The sequence below is a fragment of the Streptomyces sp. NPDC059499 genome (assembly GCF_042749285.1).
Classification (GTDB): Bacteria; Actinomycetota; Actinomycetes; order Streptomycetales; family Streptomycetaceae; genus Streptomyces.
On the sequence record NZ_JBHYTT010000012.1, the window covers coordinates 205,351 to 220,498 of the forward strand.

Sequence of the window (15,148 nt, forward strand, 5' to 3'; positions counted from 1 at the left end):
GAGACGGTCCAGCGGCCGGTCGCGCCACTGGACCGTCTCGGTTCCTGTCAGCCGAGCGGTTCGATCCAGAGATTCCTGAAGCGGACCTTGTTGCCGTGGTCCTGGAGCCGGATCGCGCCTGTCGCCGCCGATTCGGCGTCACCGGCCCCGGTCGGGCCGTCGATGGCCACGTTGTCGTGGACCTTCTTGCCGTTCCACACCACGGTGATCCTGGCGTCCTCGGTCTTCGTGCCCGCGGCGTCGAAACGGGCCGCGCGGAAGTCGATGTCGTACGTCTGCCAGGTCTCGGGGGCGGTGGCCGCGTTCAGGTCCGCGGCCTTCTTGTTGTAGAGGGACGCGGCCTCGTTCGCGGCGAGTTTCTCCACTCCGAAGGAGTCCAGGATCTGGAGCTCGTACCGCTCCTGGAGGTAGATGCCACTGTTGCCGCGATCCTGCCCGGTGACGTCGTCCGGCAGCTTCGGCACCCGGAATTCGGCATGCATTCTGAAGTCACCGAAGGCCTGCTTGGTGCGGATGTCGCCACAGCACACCTCGATGGAGTTCTCGGCGGTACGTGGCCATTCGACGCCACGGCCGTCGGTGTGCTGCCAGGCGGTGGAGACGCTTCCACCGGAGAACAGGGCGATACGGCTGCCGGGTCTGCGCACCTCGATCATGTCGAGGTTGACGTGGCCGGTGTCCTCGGGCCGATAGGTGTAGGTGATGGTGTTGCGGCCCTTGCGCAGGTCGAGGCGCTCGGTCCCGGTGGACCAGCGGTTCCAGGCGCCGGTGGAGGGGAGGCTGGTCTGCCGCGCCTGCCCGCCGTTGGCGCTCACGCCGATCGTCTTGGTGCCGGTGAAGGGGTTGGGTCCGTTGGCGTAGCGGAGCCCCACGTCGTAGGTGCCCTTCACGGGTACGTCGACGTCGAAGGTGGCGGTGGCACCCACGGTGCCGAAGCCGTCGACGAAGCCGCCCCCGGTGTAGCCGGCGTGTTCGGTGTCGATGTCCGCTCCCCCGGAGAGTCGCGCGGACTCGGCGTCGTACCCGGTGACGGGCTCCTCGGGGCCCGGGCGGGCGTTCAGTGTGTACCAGGCTTCGGTGGACCAGAGCTGCTCACCGTCCGCCGAGGCGAAGGGGCGCGGCGAGCGTACGTGCACCACCCGGTCGGTCTTCAGGCCGGGCACGGTGATCCTGACCGTGCGGCGGTCGTCGGAGATCCGGGCGGCGGCGACGGGGAGTGTCTCCTCGTCGATCTTCGGGCCCCCGTACGCCGGAGTGGGGACGTAGCGCCACTGCTCGACGGAGTAGGCCCCGCTCGTCAGCTTGGCGGCGGTCTCCTCCGACAGGGGCTTGGTGTAGCTGAGTTCGAAGCCGTCGCGGGTTGCGCGCATGGTCTTGATGTCGAAGACGCTCTTGCCGTTCGGCGTGAGCTTCTGCAGACCGAAGCGGAGTTTGCCTTCCTGACCCCAGTTGCCGTCGGCGCCGAGGCCGCCCGCGTAGATGGCGCCGTCCGGTCCGGTGCTGATCCGGGTGATGCCCGCTTCCAGGCCCTGCGTGTGCCGGAACACCGCGCCCTGGTACTCGCCGTCCACCTTCTCCAGGTCGGCGCGCTGGATTCCGCCGTAGGTGACGTCACCGAAGAGCAGCTGTCCAGCGTAGGGGCCCTCCTTCAACAGCATCGGTGTGCTGGGTGAGTTGGCTATTTCGTTCTGCGGCAGCCACAGCACCGGCTTGGTGACCGTACGGTCGTCGAACGGGCCGTCCGGGTTGGTGTAGTGGTTGAAGAACCGGTCCTGCTTGACGTGGACCAACTTGGAGGCCGGCAGCCAGCCGCCCTGGTTGTCGGTGACGAACAGTTCTCCCTCGGGTCCCCGTCCGATCCCGTTCGGTGTACGCAGGCCGCCGGCCAGGTAACTGACTTTCCCTGTCGCCTTGTTGACCTTGATGGTGGTGCCACGGTTCGCGGCAGGCTGCGGATCCGTGGTCGCACCGCCGTAGTTGATGGCGACGGACAGGTTCAGGTAGAAGTTCCCGCCCTCGTAGAGAAGGCCGAAGGCGAACTCGTGGAAGTTCCCTCCGTAGGGCCATTCGGCGACCTTGCGGATCTCGCCCGCGGTGTTGTCGCCCTCGAGGTCGGACAACTCGGTCAGCTGGTGCTTCTCCGAGACGTACAGCTTCCCGTCGACGTACTTGATGCCCATCGGCTCCCTGAGGCCGCCGGCGATCTTCTTGTACGTGACCTTCTCCGGGCCGGTGTCACCCGTGACGTGGTCGAGGACGTACACCTCTCCCTTGGTCTCGGTGCTGCCGCCCCAGGTGGTCACGGCGAGCCGGCCGTCCGGCAGCCAGTCCATGGCGGAGACCTGGGGTTCGAAGCCCGCGGGACGCAGGTCGGTGAGGGTGTAGCCGGGGTTGACCGACGTCAGCGGGAGGCCGTCGCCGGGGGTGTCGTAGGTGCCTTCACACTCCTTGCGCCCGGGGGCGGTGACCCGGACGACGTCGGCGTCGGTACTGAGCACGGAGTTCGGGACGACGACGAAGTCGGCTGCTCCCGGCGGCTTCCACTGGAGGGTGACCTGCTGGCCGCCGCCGCGGTCGAAGTGGTCGATGTGCAGGGTGTGGTAACCGGGAGCGAGAGCGATCTCACCGTCCTTGGGTTCGGCACCGTGCAGTCCGTCGTGGTCGATGACCTGCTGGTCGCCGATGAGGAGGCGGGAGCCGTCGTCACTGATCAGACGGAAGGCGTACGTGCCGTCGGCGGGGACGTCGATGTTGCCGATGATCTGCGAGACGAAGTTGTCGGTGAAACCGAAGCCGTCGGTGGAGGACCAGTCGGCCGTGGGGATCAGCTTGTCGACGTTGGGTGTCTGGGCGGGCTTGAGGTCGCAGAGCGCGTCCAACGGGGACTGGACGTCGAAGACGCGGAGCGTGACACCGGGTTCCTGGGGCGGCAGGTCCGCGAAGGGCCTCTCGTCCGCACCGGCGGTGCCGGCGGCGAGGCCGCTGGTGAGAACCACCGAGAGGAGCAGCCCGGTGATACTTCGTGCTCTGGGGCGATGGCTACGGAGGTTCGGGTACTTGCGTGGCGTCACTCTTCCTCCTGCTGGGCGCTGCGTAGCGGCGCGACCGGGGCGGCCCGCGTCCGCGGAGTGGAGTTCGTGCACGTACGAGTGGTGCGGTGGCGTTCCGCTCCGTTGCATGCGGTCCGCCGCGCGAAATCGACGCCCAGCGTACGAACATCGCACCGAACCGTCCATACTTTGTCCTCAACGAGGAAAAACTGGTGTGGAGTTGACAGCCCTCGGGGCGCAGAAGGTCTGCTCAGGAGACGGTTGCTAGTGTCGACGCCTTCGACGGAGGACGGCGGCGGGCCATGCGGGTATCGATGACGAGCGTTGCGGCGCGGCCCGGCCGCGTGAACGAGGACTTCGCCGGCGCGGTACCGACGGCCGCGGTGCTGATCGACGGCGCCGGCATCCCCGGCTCCGAGTCGACCTGCCGGCACGGCGTGGCCTGGTACGCCGGCCGTCTCGGAGGCGGACTCCTCGGTCTCCTGTCACTCGTGCCGGACCGCGGTCTCCCGGCGTTGCTCGCGGACGCCATCGAGCAGGTGACGGACGATCACCGGGACACCTGCGACGTCGCCGCCCCCATCGCTCCGTCGGCGACCGTGGCCGTCCTGCGCGTGTCCGACGGCCTCCTCGAGTACCTCGTGCTCGGTGACTCCTTTCTCGTACTCGACGGAGCGGACGGTGTGCCGCTCGTCGTGTCCGACCCTCGTGAGGTAATCATCAGCCGGTCGTTCCTGCCCGCGCTGGTGGCCGCCCCGGAGGGCAGCGAGGAGTACCACCGGGTCCTGCGGGACCTGCGCGCCGACCGGAACCGACCGGGCGGCTTCTGGGTGGCCAAGAACGACCCACGCGCGGCGGACGAGGCGGTCACCGGGAGTTGTCCGATCCGAGGGCTGACCGCTGCCGCCCTGCTCAGCAACGGAGCCAGTCGCATCGTCGACCGGTTCGGGGTCACCGACTGGCCGGGGGCCATGGCTCTCCTGGCGTCGAGCGGACCCGCCGAAGTGGTGCGTCGTGTCCGGCAGGCGGAGGCTCGCCACGGGGTGGCGGCGGACGATGCGACGATCGTGTACCTCACCGGCCTCGGCGAGCGGATGGGGTCGGCGCCGGGCGCTGTGCGGGACGGCCGATAAGCGTCGGTAAGCCACAGGTGGGACATGCCGAGGGCAACCGTGTCGCCGCCCGGCTCGGCAGCAAGCCGCCAGTGGCGGCGCATCCGCGGGTCACGGTCGACGGCGGAGTCCGGACCTGCAGTCCGCGCCGGCCTTCGTTACGGCCAGGCCGGGGATCGCCGGGCCGGGTGATCACCGGAACACCTGACGGACCAGAGCAGGGAGCGCGGGACGGCTTCGGCCGACGTGGAGGTGTCGGGGGCGGTGGTGGACTTCATGCCGGTGTTCTCCCACCGCGTTCCGCCGCACGACGGTGACGGGCGACCGCCCGTTGCTGGACCATCGGCCGACCCACACCTCCCTCTGGCCCCAGGGGACCGCCCGTGTCCGTGTGGCCGCCGATGCAGTCGCCACGCTCACTCGTGGACGTGCGCGAAATCCGACGTCACTCCCCCGTCGGACGGGGCAGGAGGCCGCGCCCACCGTCCCGGAAGATGCGGTCCAGCGTGTGGTCCAGCACTGCGACGGCCGACTCGGCGCTGCGCTGACCGACGAGGATGCCCGTGCCGAGTCCTGCGGACATGGCGAGCAGACCTGCCGCTTCCAGCCTCGGGTGAACACCGGGCCGGAGCAGATCCGCCTCCTGCGCCTGCAGAAGGAGTTCGGTCACGGCGTCCTCGGCCGCGTCGGGGTCCTTGATGAAGGGCTGGGCGGCAAGTGCGGGGTCATTGACGGCCAGCATGGCGTACGAGGTGTACACGAAGTGGAAGGTGCGGCTCTCCTCGTCGGTGGGCAGGGCCGCACTGAGCAGCGCCTCGATCGTGGCACGCGGTCCGGGTCCGTCCACCGTGTCCTTGATCCTGGCGGCGACCCGCTCCCCGAATCTCTGAGTCAGGTGCTGCAACCCGAAGAGCAGCAGCTTCTCCTTGGTCTCGAAGTAGTACTGCACCAGCCGCAGTGACACGTCCGCCTCGGCCGCCACATCGCGCATGCCCACGGCATGCAGCCCACGCCTTCCGGCAATCCGGACGAGCGCCTCGGCGATCTCGGTACGGCGCTCCGCGTGATCCACCCGCTTGGGCATCGGCCTGTTCTCCGCTCGTCGTCTCGCTGGGGTGCTCCTGCCGGGACCTGTCGTGGCCCGTCGCAGCCCGTTGATGGTACAGCGGTATCATCATGGTGATACGTTTGTACCGCAAAAGATCCGAACCAGGAGGTGCCCGTGTCCGAGACCGCTGCCCGCCCTCAGACCGATGTCGGCCGCTACGTGAGCGAAGTCCTGCGGGACCAGTACTTCGCGGCCTGCGAAGCGGCCTACGCCCTGGGGGCGCCGGTACGCGCGGAACAGGACGTGGAGACCACCTTCGGGACCACGCACGTCTACCGCTACGGCCCGGAGGACCCCGGCGCCCGGTCCCGCACCCCCGTCGTCCTGGTGCACGGGGCGGGCTCCTGCTCCGCCATGTGGTACCCCAACACCCCCGCGCTCAGCGCCGACCGCCCCGTCTACGCCATCGACACCCCGGGGGACCCGGGCCGCAGTGTGCAGCGCGAGCCCATCCACCGGCCCGAACGCGCCGCGCAGTGGCTGGACGAGACGCTCGCCGCGCTCGGGCTCGACCGCGTCCACCTCGTCGGCGCCTCGTACGGCGGCTGGCTCGCCCTGAACCAGGCGCACCGCAAACCCGACCGCCTCGCCTCGGTCACGCTGCTGGATCCCGGCGGCCTGGAGAAGGTGGGGCTGCGCTTCTTCGTCTGGATCTTCGCCGGCCTCTTCGCGACCTTCGCGCCCAGAGCCCTGCGCCCACGGCTGGCCGCCTGGCTGGAACAACCGGTCCTCGTCATGCCGGAGCTGCGCGCCATGGTCAGGACGTCCGTCCGGGCCTACCGCATCCGCCGCCCGGCCCCACTGCCCCTGACCGACGACGAGTTGTCCACCGTCCGCACCCCGCTCTACCTGGCACTCGGCAGGCGCAGCCTGCTCGTGCACCCGCAGCGTCAGATGCAGCGCGTACCGCGCCTGGTGCCGGGGACCAGGGCGGAGATCATCTCCGGAACAGGTCACGGACCTCAGATCGACCGTGCGGAGGAGATCAACCGCCGGATGCTGGACTTCATGAACACCGTCGACTGACCATCGCGGGGCCACCCCGGGGCAGGCCTGCGTCCGAGCAGCGTGCGGCGAATCAGGCCGGGGTCACCGGTGACTGCAGTTCCGTCACCCAGTCGTCCCGGTTCTCCGGGCACTCCAGGTTGATCTCGCGCGGATATCCGGCCGACCGGTAGCCGTTGGCGTCGACCCAGCGCGCCAAGGCCTGCGCCGTGGGGAGCACGGTGTCCATCGAGCCTCGGTGGACGATGGTGGCCGCCCGATCGAGGGGCAGCAGGTCGAGGACACGGACGGCCCCGTCCTGGAGGGGGGCTGATACCTGGACGGCGGCATGGACGCTGATCCGCCCGTCGCCTTCCGGGGCATCCTCGTAGTAGGCGACCCCGGGTCCGGTCGGGGTGATACCCGCCGTTCCCAGGCGCCGGAACAGCTCGTCGTAGAGTGGCCCGATGACCGGGCTGATGGCCTCGGGCTCGAAACTCGCGGCAGTCGCGGTCAGCTCCGCCACCCGCACTGCGGGAACAGCTTTGATCACAACATCGTTCGTGGGCATGTGCCCCTCGCTCTCGATCGCCCGGAGCCTCGCCTCGACCTGCACCAACCGCGCCCCTGCGGTGGACACCGCGGTCTCCAGTTCGGCCCGCCGCAGCCGCAGCATGCCCCGGATTTCCTCCGTGGCGACTGTCTCGTCCACGATGTCGCGCACCTGCTTCAGAGTGAAGCCGAGGTCCTTGAGCGCGATCACCCGGTTGAGGCGGGCCAGCTGGGCAGCGGTGTAATAGCGGTAGCCGGTTGAGGGGTCGACATGGGCCGGACGCAGCAGACCGGTCGCGTCGTAGTGACGCAGCATCCGGACCGATACGCGGCCGTGCCGGGCGAAGTCTCCGATGGTGAACATGACGTCTCCGAGCTGACCACCTGACACGGTGTGAGGGTCAAGACAGTATGAGGCGGCCGACGAACAGTGGGGGGCGTGTCACCGGCTCAGCCGCGGCCGGGCCCCCGCCTCGATCGCACTTCGAGCGGCCGGGGCCCCGTCGCCCCATGGGCGCCGCCCCGGACCGGTCGGATGCGTCCCCGTGACAGCCATGACCACCGAGTAGAGACTGGTCTCGGCGGTGATGAAGAGGCGGTTCCGCTTGGCCCCGCCCCAGGAGATGTTGGACACGGTCTCCGGTACGTTCAGACGGCCGATGAGCGTGCCGTCCGGGTCGTAGCAGTGCACGCCGTCGCTCATCGCGGCAACCCACAGCCGGCCGCCGTCGTCGAAGCGCAGGTTGTCGAAGCGGCTTCCGGTCTCGGCGTCGGCCGTGGCGAAGACCTCGCCGTCCGAGAGGGTGCGGCCGTCCGCCCGGACGTCGAAGACACGGATGAAGCCCGCCCTGGTGTCGGAGACGAACAGCTGCCGCTCGTCAGGGGAGAAGACGAGCCCGTTGGGGGCGCCGAAGCAGTCGGCCACCAGGCTCACGTCGCCCGTGGCCGGGTCGATCCGGTACACGTTGCAGGACCCGATCTCGCTCTCGGCGAGATAGCCCTCGTAGTCACTGGTGATGCCGAAGTCCGGGTCGGAGAACCAGATCGAACCGTCGGACTTCACGGCCGCGTCGTTGGGGCTGTTGAGGCGCCTGCCCTGCCAGCGGTCGGCCAGCACGGTGAGGGTGCCGTTGTGCTCGGTGCGGGTGACCCGGCGGTTCCCCTGCTCACAGGTGATGAGCCTGCCTTCGAGGTCCAGGGTGTTGCCGTTCGTGTGCCCGGCGGGTTCGCGGAAGACGCTGACGGTGTCGGTGGCCTCGTCCCAGCGCAGCATGCGGTCGTTGGGGATGTCGCTCCATATGAGCTGGCGCCAGGCGGGGAGGTAGATCGGGCCCTCCGCCCAGCGGCAGCCGGTGTACAGGACCTCGAGGTCGTGGTCGCCGTTCATGCACCGACCGGTACGGAAGCGGTCGTCGAGGCACTCGTACAACCCGGGGTGTTCGGTGGTCATGTGCGTCTCCCGTCCCAGAGCGTGAGCCGAATGCTGTTCGGCTCATCGCAAGTATCACCGTATGCAGTATCGTCCTTTCAAGTACTCGTCGAATGGAGTGTCGTGGATCACGTGGACCGTGCGTTGCTGACACAGCTTCAGCAGGACGCCACCCAGCCCTACTCCGCCCTTGGCCGGTCCGTCGGCCTCTCCGCCGGTGCTGCCCATGAGCGCGTCCGAAAGCTCCGCGAGCGCGGCGTGATCAGGCGCACGGTGATCGAGGTGGACCCTGCGGCGGTGGGGCGCGGTGTGCTCGCGTACGTGATGGTCGACTCGACTGCCTGGATGGGCGATGCGGCGGAGCACTTTGCCGCGCTGCCCGAGATCCAGGAGGCGCACGTCATCGCGGGCAGCGCCTCGTTGCTGGTCAAGGTCAGAACCGCGACCACGGAACAGCTCCAGGACGTGCTGCGCAGGATCTATGCGATCGAGGGCGTCAGCGGGACGCAGGCCACCATCGTGCTGGAAACCTTCTTCGAGCGTCCGTTGCCGCCCCAGGAGCTGTAGCCGCAGGCGAACGCTCATCAGCGGGGGCTGGCACCAGGAGGTCCGGGTGGACCGCACCAGTGCGTCGAAGTGCGCGTCGGGACAGGCTGAAGCGACAGTCACAGCACCGCACTTGGGGGACTCATGCCCACCTTCGTCTCATCTTCGTCGCCGCTCGGCAGAATCCGGCATCGTCACGGTCTGCGGGCGTACGCCACGGTGGTCTGCTGCTGCTTACTCCTCAGCGGACCCGCCGTCGCCACCGCCACCACCCCCCTGGAAAGATCCTGGACTCATGCGCACCCGTACGAGGGGTCCGACCGGGGCACGCTGGTCTCCGCCGAGAAGCTGTACACGCTCGCGACACCTGAGGCCGTGGTCGCCGAACTGGGTACGGCCGGGTTCGGAGGCGACACCGTCCGGCACGGTGTGGTCGCGTACCGGCTGGTCTACCGGACCGTCGACGCGCACGGCCGGCCCACCACGGCGAGCGGGCTGTTCGTGCTGCCGCTCGTCCGCCAGGAAGGCTTGCGGACGGTCTCCTTCGCGCACGGCACCGGCAGCCACAAGAACGACTCCCCGTCCATGCGGCGCGGCGACTTCGTGTCCGCGCCGGTGATCGCGCACGCGGCGGCCGGTGCCGCGGCGGTCGCCCCCGACTACCTGGGAATGGGCGAGGGACCCGGCCTCCACCCCTGGATGGACATCGCCTCCGAGACCACGGCCTCGCTGGACATGCTGCGGGCCGCCCGGACCTTCGCTCCCCGGGCGGGACACGCCCTGGAGCGCGAGGTCATGGTCACCGGCTTCTCGCAGGGCGCCTCGGCGGCACTGGGGCTCGGCCGGGCCCTGGAGGCGGGCGGGGACCGCTGGTTCCGGCTGGGGGCGCTGGCGCCGGTGAGCGGTGCCTACGACTTCGGCGGGGCGGAGCTGCCCGCCCTGCTGGAAGGCAGACTGGAGCCCAAGTCCGGTGTGCTGTACGCCGCTTACACGCTCGTGGCGTTCAACCGGCTCCACCACGTCTACGACAGTCCCGGCGATGTCTTCCGAGCCCCATATGACACCACCGTCGAGACACTCTTCGACGGCGCCCACACCGGGGAGCAGCTGATGCGGGGTACCCCGGACACCTTGGACGACCTGCTGACCGGCCACGGCAGGGAGTTGCTCACGCATCCGACCGGGGCCCTGGCTGCGGCGCTCCGTACAACCGACGCGGTATGCACCGACTGGGTCCCCCGTGCGCCCCTACGGCTGTACATGGCGGCCGGGGACGAGCAGGCCGTCGACGAGAACACCGAGCACTGCCGGGCAGGCCTGCTCAGGAACGGCGTGGACGTCCCGGTCGTCGACCTGGGCGATGTCGACCACCTCGGATCCCGCCATCTGGGGTCCAACGTCGCGGCCACGCCGGCCGTCGTGCGCTGGTTCGGGGAGCTGAGCCGACGGCCGCACCTGCCGACGATCGCGGACCGCTCCGTCGACGGCGGACATGCGTCGGGCTGATCGACGCGGAGAACGCGCTGCGGCCAGGGTCCCGGGGGGATGCCCTCCCGAACCCTGGCCGAGCACGCTTGCCGGCTTCCGTGCGTGCCGAGACCGAGCTGCTCGCAGTCGTTGTCCGGACTCGCGGCAGCGTCGGAACGTACTACTTGCTCACGGCGAAACGCATGAGGGCGCGCTCGTCGCCCTGCTTGATCTTGCCGGTCTCGTTGATCACCTGGAGCTTCCAGCCCGCGCCGTCCCGCATGGCCTTGGCCACGGCACAGCCGTTGTCATCGGTGAGCAGGCTCGGCCAGATATCGGCAACCTGCTGGGTGGTGCCACCGGTCGCGTCGTAGACCTTGAAGCTGATGTTCCGGGCGTTCTGGAAGGCGCTCCGCTTCTTGTACGCGGCAGCGATGAACACGACGGACGTGATGTTGGACGGCACCCGGGCAAAATCCACGGTCACGGTCTCGTCGTCGCCGTCACCGCGCCCGGTCTGGTTGTCCCCGCTGTGCACAAGGGAGCCGTTGCCCAGCGGGTCCAGGGAGTCGAGCCCGGCCAGCCGCACGGGCTCCGCCCCCTGCATCGCGATGGCGATCAGGTCAAGGTCGGTTCCGGCCTTCTGCCTGAGCTTGCCAAGGATTCCTCCACTGGCGCCGACGGTCGGGTCCCAGGACACCCCGATGGACAGATGGGTCACCCCGTCGAGGTCGGCCGGGCCGTCTTCCTTCTTCAGCGTGATCATGGTGATCCTCTTGGTCGTCAGAGTGGTACGTATGAATTGTGCCTGGCGGCGTCGGTTGTCGGCCGACCCGGGGCGGAATATCCCGAACGCTACCCCCGCCCTCTACGCGTCGAAGCGGCGACGGGCGGCCTCGATGTGACCGAGGTACCGATGGGTCCAGTCGCACATCCTGTGGACGGTCTCCCGCAGGGCCAGCCCCGACTCGGTGAGGGTGTACTCGACCCGCGGCGGCACGGTCGGGTGAACACACCGCTCGACGAGACCGTTGCGTTCCAGCATGCGCAGGTTCTGGGTGAGCATTTTGTGGCTGATGCCCTCGATGCCGTTCCGCACCTCACCGAAGCGCAGCGTGCCCTCACCCAGGGCGTCGATGATCAGGAGCGCCCACTTGTTGGCGACGTCCGAGAAGATCTCCCGCGCCAGGGAGTCCGCGCGTGTCAGATCCGCCTGTTCCTCGGGCGAGCCCCTGAACTGCTTGGTCACCATGAGGTTCCCCAGTCACCGAAAAGTGCGTTCTTCCATGTCAGCGGCCACTCTCCTACGGTTCCTGAGTAACCACAAGAGACCGAGGGACGGACGCCCGGTCCGGTGGAGACGAGCCCTCGGGCTCTCATGACAAGGAGGCGGGCAGCATGGCCATCACCCTGGTGAACCCCGGCGGACTGCCGGAAGTCGATGCGTACAAGCAGGTGTCGATCGCGACCGGGTCGAAACTGGTCTTCATCGCCGGGCAGGTCGCCTGGGATGCCGACGGGGTTACGGTCGGCCCGGGTGATCTCGCCGCTCAGGTCGAGCAGTGCTACCTCAACATCGGCACCGCCCTGGCCGCAGTCGGTGGATCCTTCGCCGACGTGGCGAAGCTGACGGTCCACGTCGTGGACTGGACCCCCGAGCTGATGCCCCTGCTCCTGGACGGCATCTCACGGGCGGCCGCGAGACTGGGGGTCACCCCTGTGCCGCCGGCCACGCTGTTGGGCGTCGCGGCGCTCGACGTGCCCGACCATCTGGTGGAGGTCGAAGCCACGGCGATCATCGACTGAGCGAGTGCGCTGCGCGCCCCTCCGCACGGCCTGCGGTGTGCGGGATCTCAGTGGTGGGCATGGACGACGGCGTGGCCCTTCCCGCGGCCGATCATCCACTTGTTGACCGGCGTGGTGACCAGGAAGGCCACGGCGAAGCCGCCCAGCAGCGCCGCCCAGAACAGGCCGTCCGACAGTTGGGCGTCCATCGCACCGGGGACCAGGGCGATGATGCCGTTGTCGACGAGTTCCATCACGGCGATCGAGACGGTGTCCGCGGCCAGCGCCACCTTGACGGCGCTCTTGAAGTCCAGGCCCGCCCTGCGGACTGCGAACAGGGTGAAGGAGTAGCCGAAGACGAACGCCAGGGTGATCGCCAGAACCATGGTCGGGACGTTGCCCCAGAGCAGGGCGGTGCCGATGGCCATGCCCAGGATCTCGCCGATCACGCACCCGGTCAGGCAGTGCAGCGTGGCCTTGGCCGCGGACTTCCAGGTGGCTCCACCCATTCCCTTCCCGGCGGGGTTCCGATGAGCGTGGTGGTCGTGGGTGCTGCCCTCATGGTGCGCGGTGTGGTCCATGGCGTTCATCCCCGTTCCCGTCCGGTGGCCCGTCCCTGAAGCGTCCACACCTCCCAACCATATACCCCCCCGGGGTACTCCCGCTCCGGTGTGCAAACGCTCCGGTCGGGGGCCGGCCCCCGCGAGCCCGCCTCACCCCGGGCGGGACCGCCGCTCAGACCTGGCCGAGGTCCGAGCTGAGCCAGCGCTGCGGTCGCATGTGGAAGACCACCTGCTCGCCGTGCTCCTTCCAGGCGAAGTCGACGTAGCCTTCGACCTTCCCGGCAGGGAGGTAGCGCGCCGAGATCTCCACCAGTTGTTCGCGCGTGGCGGGGGTGGTCGCGATGACGGGGCCCTCGACCGAGACGTAGCGGATGGTCGGTGCGACTCGGTCGACCATCAGGCTGAACCGGCCCGCCCCGGCGATCAGGACACCCTTGCGGGAGTCGCGTCCCGTCATGATCCAGATGTCGCCGCCGGGCTCGTACTGGTACCAGATCGGCACGGTGAGCGGGGCCCGTCCGGGCTCCGCAGCGTCCACGGCCAGGGCGGCGACATGGGGCTCGGCCAGAAACTCTTCACGCTCTTCGCGGTTCAAAGCCACGGGGTTCGACTCCTTCATGAGCATGTGTCGGGGCGTCGGATGCCGCATTATGCAAGATTCGCCCCGCTTCGTCGGTATCGACCGGTCCCGTTGCGCAGGGGGAGCACGGACAGCCTTCCGGGGTTCCTTCCCGCTGCCGTCGACGCCTCGCAAGGGCACCTGTCCGGGTACAGGGACCCCTCGAACCATCACCTGCCCCACGCCTTTGACCCGCACACCCACGGGCCACGCCGCTTCTCCCCCGAAGCACGCGACGGCCGGGCGTCCCATGCGTGCGGTCGGCAGCGTTGCGGGCCGACAGACTGCCGAACCATGCCCACGCATGTGCAACCGGGATGATGAAGGATTCCGGACATGACCCATGCGCTCGAAGTGACCTGCCGCGCCCGCTGGAAGCGCACCCTGTGGTTCTTCGTCGGACTCGGTGCGGTCGGTGTGGGCCTGGCAGGTGTGCGCCTGGCTTTCCGGGGCCCGGACCCGGGGGCAGCTGTCGGCCTGCTGTTCGCGGCGGTGGGCATCGCGTCGCTCCGCGGGGTCACCGCCGAGGTGACGGCGGACGCGCGCGGGCTGCACCACCGGACGCTGCTGCGCCGCCGGAGCGTTCCCTGGCACGACATCGCCGACATACGTGTCCACCGGAAGTACACGAACACCTCACGGGGCGAGGAAGTCCGTCGAGTCAGCGTGTCGCTGCGCGACGGACACAGACGAATGCTGCCTCTGCCGCACAGCCGGTCCCTCCATGACCCGGACTTCGACGCGAAGCTGGACGGGCTCCGCGCGCTGCACGGCCGTCACGGAGCCCCGAAGTCGGCCCACCTCCCCGTCATCTCCTCCCGCACGGCCGGGCGCGGCTGGGCCGCGCTGCTGGGCCTGTGCGTAGTCCTGCTCGGGTGTGCGGGCGTGGCCGCGTGGTTCGTACCGAACGTCGCGTCGAACGAGCGGGCGTGGAAGTCGGCGACCCCGTGCACCGCGGCCACGCCCGCGACGGAGCGCCGCGAGTGCCTGACCACGCTGCCGGCCGTGATCGCGCGGACCGAGGCCGCGCGACCCAAGCAGAGCAGCTGGCTGTACTTCGCCGACAACCGGCCCGTGCGCCGGGTCGCCGTCTCGGAGAAGGACGCGCGGACGTTCCGGTCCGGTGACAGCGTCGAACTGACCATCTGGCGCGGCAGGGTGAGGAAGGTCGCCGGAGAGCTTCGCGTGTGGCGCGAGCACATCCCCACCGGCGGAGAGACGGCCGTCGTCGCGGCGGCGCTCGCCCTCGCCGCGGGCTTTCCCGGCGCACAGTCGCTGCTGCGCCTGCGCGGGCGTCGGCTGGCCGACGACGAGGTCCTCCCCTCGGTTCTCCCGTTCGGGGTCACGCTCGTCGGAACTGCCCTGTGGCTGCTGCCGCTCTGCTATCTCCACCCCACGACACTGCCCACGGCTCCCGGTGCGGTCGCGTGGGCGGTGGCGGGGACATCGGCCACGCTCGCCCTCTTCATCTGGGCCTGGCGCGCCACGGGTGTCCGCAAGCCGGGAATCGGGGTGGCGGGAAAGGTCGGAGCGCAGGGACAGGAGGTACATCTGGCGGCGCGCTTCCTGGAACACACCGACTACAACCCGCACGGCTTCGGCACCCACATCGTCCTCGGGGGCGGCCCGCCCGCGGTGACACCGCACCCCGGCCCGGGCAGGTTCGCGGCACGTCGGATACCGGTGGAACGGCTCACCGTGAAGGACGTGCGGCGCGCCCGGGGCAGCGACGGCGACACCGTCCCCAGGAGCTGGCACATCGCGGAACTCGACGACGCGGGCGAACCTGTCCGCCTCGCGGCCGCCCCCGCCGAACTGACCCGCATCGTCAACGAGCTGCGCGCTGCGGGTACGCCGGTGGAGGCAGTGAACCGCGAGGCGTGACCGTTCGCGGCAGCCGGATCGAACAGGTTCGGACGGTCTGGCGGACCCC

General features: G+C 69.4%; 14 protein-coding genes. 6 read left to right on the forward strand and 8 right to left on the reverse strand.

What is annotated here, in order from left to right:
• Positions 1 to 47 precede the first annotated feature (47 nt).
• Entirely contained in the window at positions 48 to 3,071 is a 3,024-nt protein-coding gene (locus tag ACFW9O_RS26320; RefSeq protein ID WP_384612655.1) for a family 16 glycoside hydrolase, read from the reverse strand.
• Between the two features lie 293 nt (positions 3,072 to 3,364).
• On the opposite strand from ACFW9O_RS26320, the gene ACFW9O_RS26325 reads away from it, so the two are divergent.
• Positions 3,365 to 4,183 (forward strand): integrase, encoded by an 819-nt coding sequence (locus ACFW9O_RS26325; RefSeq protein ID WP_384612657.1) that lies wholly within the window; start codon positions 3,365 to 3,367, stop codon positions 4,181 to 4,183.
• Positions 4,184 to 4,607: 424 nt separating this feature from the next.
• On the opposite strand, the gene ACFW9O_RS26330 is transcribed toward ACFW9O_RS26325, so the two are convergent.
• On the reverse strand, positions 4,608 to 5,246 hold the full coding sequence (locus ACFW9O_RS26330; RefSeq protein ID WP_351174771.1) for a TetR/AcrR family transcriptional regulator: 639 nt from the start codon (positions 5,244 to 5,246) through the stop codon (positions 4,608 to 4,610).
• 138 nt (positions 5,247 to 5,384) lie between these two features.
• Between ACFW9O_RS26330 and ACFW9O_RS26335 the strand changes: the two genes are divergently transcribed.
• Positions 5,385 to 6,296 (forward strand): alpha/beta fold hydrolase, encoded by a 912-nt coding sequence (locus tag ACFW9O_RS26335; protein WP_384612659.1) that lies wholly within the window; start codon positions 5,385 to 5,387, stop codon positions 6,294 to 6,296.
• A gap of 52 nt (positions 6,297 to 6,348) precedes the next feature.
• Here the strand turns inward: ACFW9O_RS26335 and ACFW9O_RS26340 are convergent, their stop codons facing one another.
• Positions 6,349 to 7,170 carry a MerR family transcriptional regulator gene (locus ACFW9O_RS26340; protein ID WP_384612661.1) on the reverse strand — a complete coding sequence of 274 codons (822 nt, stop codon included), beginning with the start codon at positions 7,168 to 7,170 and terminating at the stop codon, positions 6,349 to 6,351.
• A 78-nt stretch (positions 7,171 to 7,248) separates the two neighbouring features.
• Entirely contained in the window at positions 7,249 to 8,256 is a 1,008-nt protein-coding gene (locus tag ACFW9O_RS26345; protein ID WP_384612663.1) for an SMP-30/gluconolactonase/LRE family protein, read from the reverse strand.
• A gap of 102 nt (positions 8,257 to 8,358) precedes the next feature.
• Between ACFW9O_RS26345 and ACFW9O_RS26350 the strand changes: the two genes are divergently transcribed.
• The gene (locus tag ACFW9O_RS26350; RefSeq protein ID WP_351174763.1) at positions 8,359 to 8,802 is read left to right on the forward strand and encodes an Lrp/AsnC family transcriptional regulator; all 444 of its coding nucleotides are present in this window, start codon (positions 8,359 to 8,361) and stop codon (positions 8,800 to 8,802) included.
• Between the two features lie 123 nt (positions 8,803 to 8,925).
• On the forward strand, positions 8,926 to 10,287 hold the full coding sequence (locus ACFW9O_RS26355) for a lipase (protein WP_384612665.1): 1,362 nt from the start codon (positions 8,926 to 8,928) through the stop codon (positions 10,285 to 10,287).
• Between the two features lie 142 nt (positions 10,288 to 10,429).
• On the opposite strand, the gene ACFW9O_RS26360 is transcribed toward ACFW9O_RS26355, so the two are convergent.
• Both ACFW9O_RS26360 and ACFW9O_RS26365 read right to left on the reverse strand, forming a co-directional pair.
• Entirely contained in the window at positions 10,430 to 11,014 is a 585-nt protein-coding gene (locus ACFW9O_RS26360) for a TerD family protein (RefSeq protein ID WP_351174759.1), read from the reverse strand.
• Between the two features lie 102 nt (positions 11,015 to 11,116).
• Entirely contained in the window at positions 11,117 to 11,500 is a 384-nt protein-coding gene (locus ACFW9O_RS26365; RefSeq protein ID WP_351174757.1) for a helix-turn-helix domain-containing protein, read from the reverse strand.
• Positions 11,501 to 11,646: 146 nt separating this feature from the next.
• On the opposite strand from ACFW9O_RS26365, the gene ACFW9O_RS26370 reads away from it, so the two are divergent.
• Positions 11,647 to 12,054: a RidA family protein gene (locus ACFW9O_RS26370; RefSeq protein ID WP_384612667.1), complete on the forward strand. Its 408-nt coding sequence runs from the start codon at positions 11,647 to 11,649 to the stop codon at positions 12,052 to 12,054.
• Between the two features lie 47 nt (positions 12,055 to 12,101).
• Here ACFW9O_RS26370 and ACFW9O_RS26375 read toward each other — a convergent pair whose 3' ends face one another.
• Together ACFW9O_RS26375 and ACFW9O_RS26380 are read right to left on the reverse strand one after the other, a co-directional pair.
• A complete protein-coding gene (locus ACFW9O_RS26375) occupies positions 12,102 to 12,614 on the reverse strand; it encodes a DUF4396 domain-containing protein (RefSeq protein WP_384612699.1) in 513 nt (170 codons plus the stop codon).
• 154 nt (positions 12,615 to 12,768) lie between these two features.
• Positions 12,769 to 13,197: a pyridoxamine 5'-phosphate oxidase family protein gene (locus ACFW9O_RS26380; protein ID WP_351174751.1), complete on the reverse strand. Its 429-nt coding sequence runs from the start codon at positions 13,195 to 13,197 to the stop codon at positions 12,769 to 12,771.
• A 354-nt stretch (positions 13,198 to 13,551) separates the two neighbouring features.
• On the opposite strand from ACFW9O_RS26380, the gene ACFW9O_RS26385 reads away from it, so the two are divergent.
• A complete protein-coding gene (locus ACFW9O_RS26385; RefSeq protein WP_384612670.1) occupies positions 13,552 to 15,099 on the forward strand; it encodes a PH domain-containing protein in 1,548 nt (515 codons plus the stop codon).
• The last annotated feature ends 49 nt before the right edge of the window (positions 15,100 to 15,148 follow it).

What these genes read in the sequence shown, in the direction of transcription:
- ACFW9O_RS26325 (WP_384612657.1), top strand. Translation starts at nt 3,365, where the DNA reads ATGACGAGCGTTGCGGCGCGGCCCGGCCGCGTGAACGAGGACTTCGCC.
- ACFW9O_RS26330 (WP_351174771.1), bottom strand. Translation starts at nt 5,246, where the DNA reads ATGCCCAAGCGGGTGGATCACGCGGAGCGCCGTACCGAGATCGCCGAG.
- ACFW9O_RS26340 (WP_384612661.1), bottom strand. Translation starts at nt 7,170, where the DNA reads ATGTTCACCATCGGAGACTTCGCCCGGCACGGCCGCGTATCGGTCCGG.
- ACFW9O_RS26345 (WP_384612663.1), bottom strand. Translation starts at nt 8,256, where the DNA reads ATGACCACCGAACACCCCGGGTTGTACGAGTGCCTCGACGACCGCTTC.
- ACFW9O_RS26355 (WP_384612665.1), top strand. Translation starts at nt 8,926, where the DNA reads ATGCCCACCTTCGTCTCATCTTCGTCGCCGCTCGGCAGAATCCGGCAT.
- ACFW9O_RS26360 (WP_351174759.1), bottom strand. Translation starts at nt 11,014, where the DNA reads ATGATCACGCTGAAGAAGGAAGACGGCCCGGCCGACCTCGACGGGGTG.
- ACFW9O_RS26365 (WP_351174757.1), bottom strand. Translation starts at nt 11,500, where the DNA reads ATGGTGACCAAGCAGTTCAGGGGCTCGCCCGAGGAACAGGCGGATCTG.
- ACFW9O_RS26370 (WP_384612667.1), top strand. Translation starts at nt 11,647, where the DNA reads ATGGCCATCACCCTGGTGAACCCCGGCGGACTGCCGGAAGTCGATGCG.
- ACFW9O_RS26375 (WP_384612699.1), bottom strand. Translation starts at nt 12,614, where the DNA reads ATGGACCACACCGCGCACCATGAGGGCAGCACCCACGACCACCACGCT.
- ACFW9O_RS26385 (WP_384612670.1), top strand. Translation starts at nt 13,552, where the DNA reads ATGACCCATGCGCTCGAAGTGACCTGCCGCGCCCGCTGGAAGCGCACC.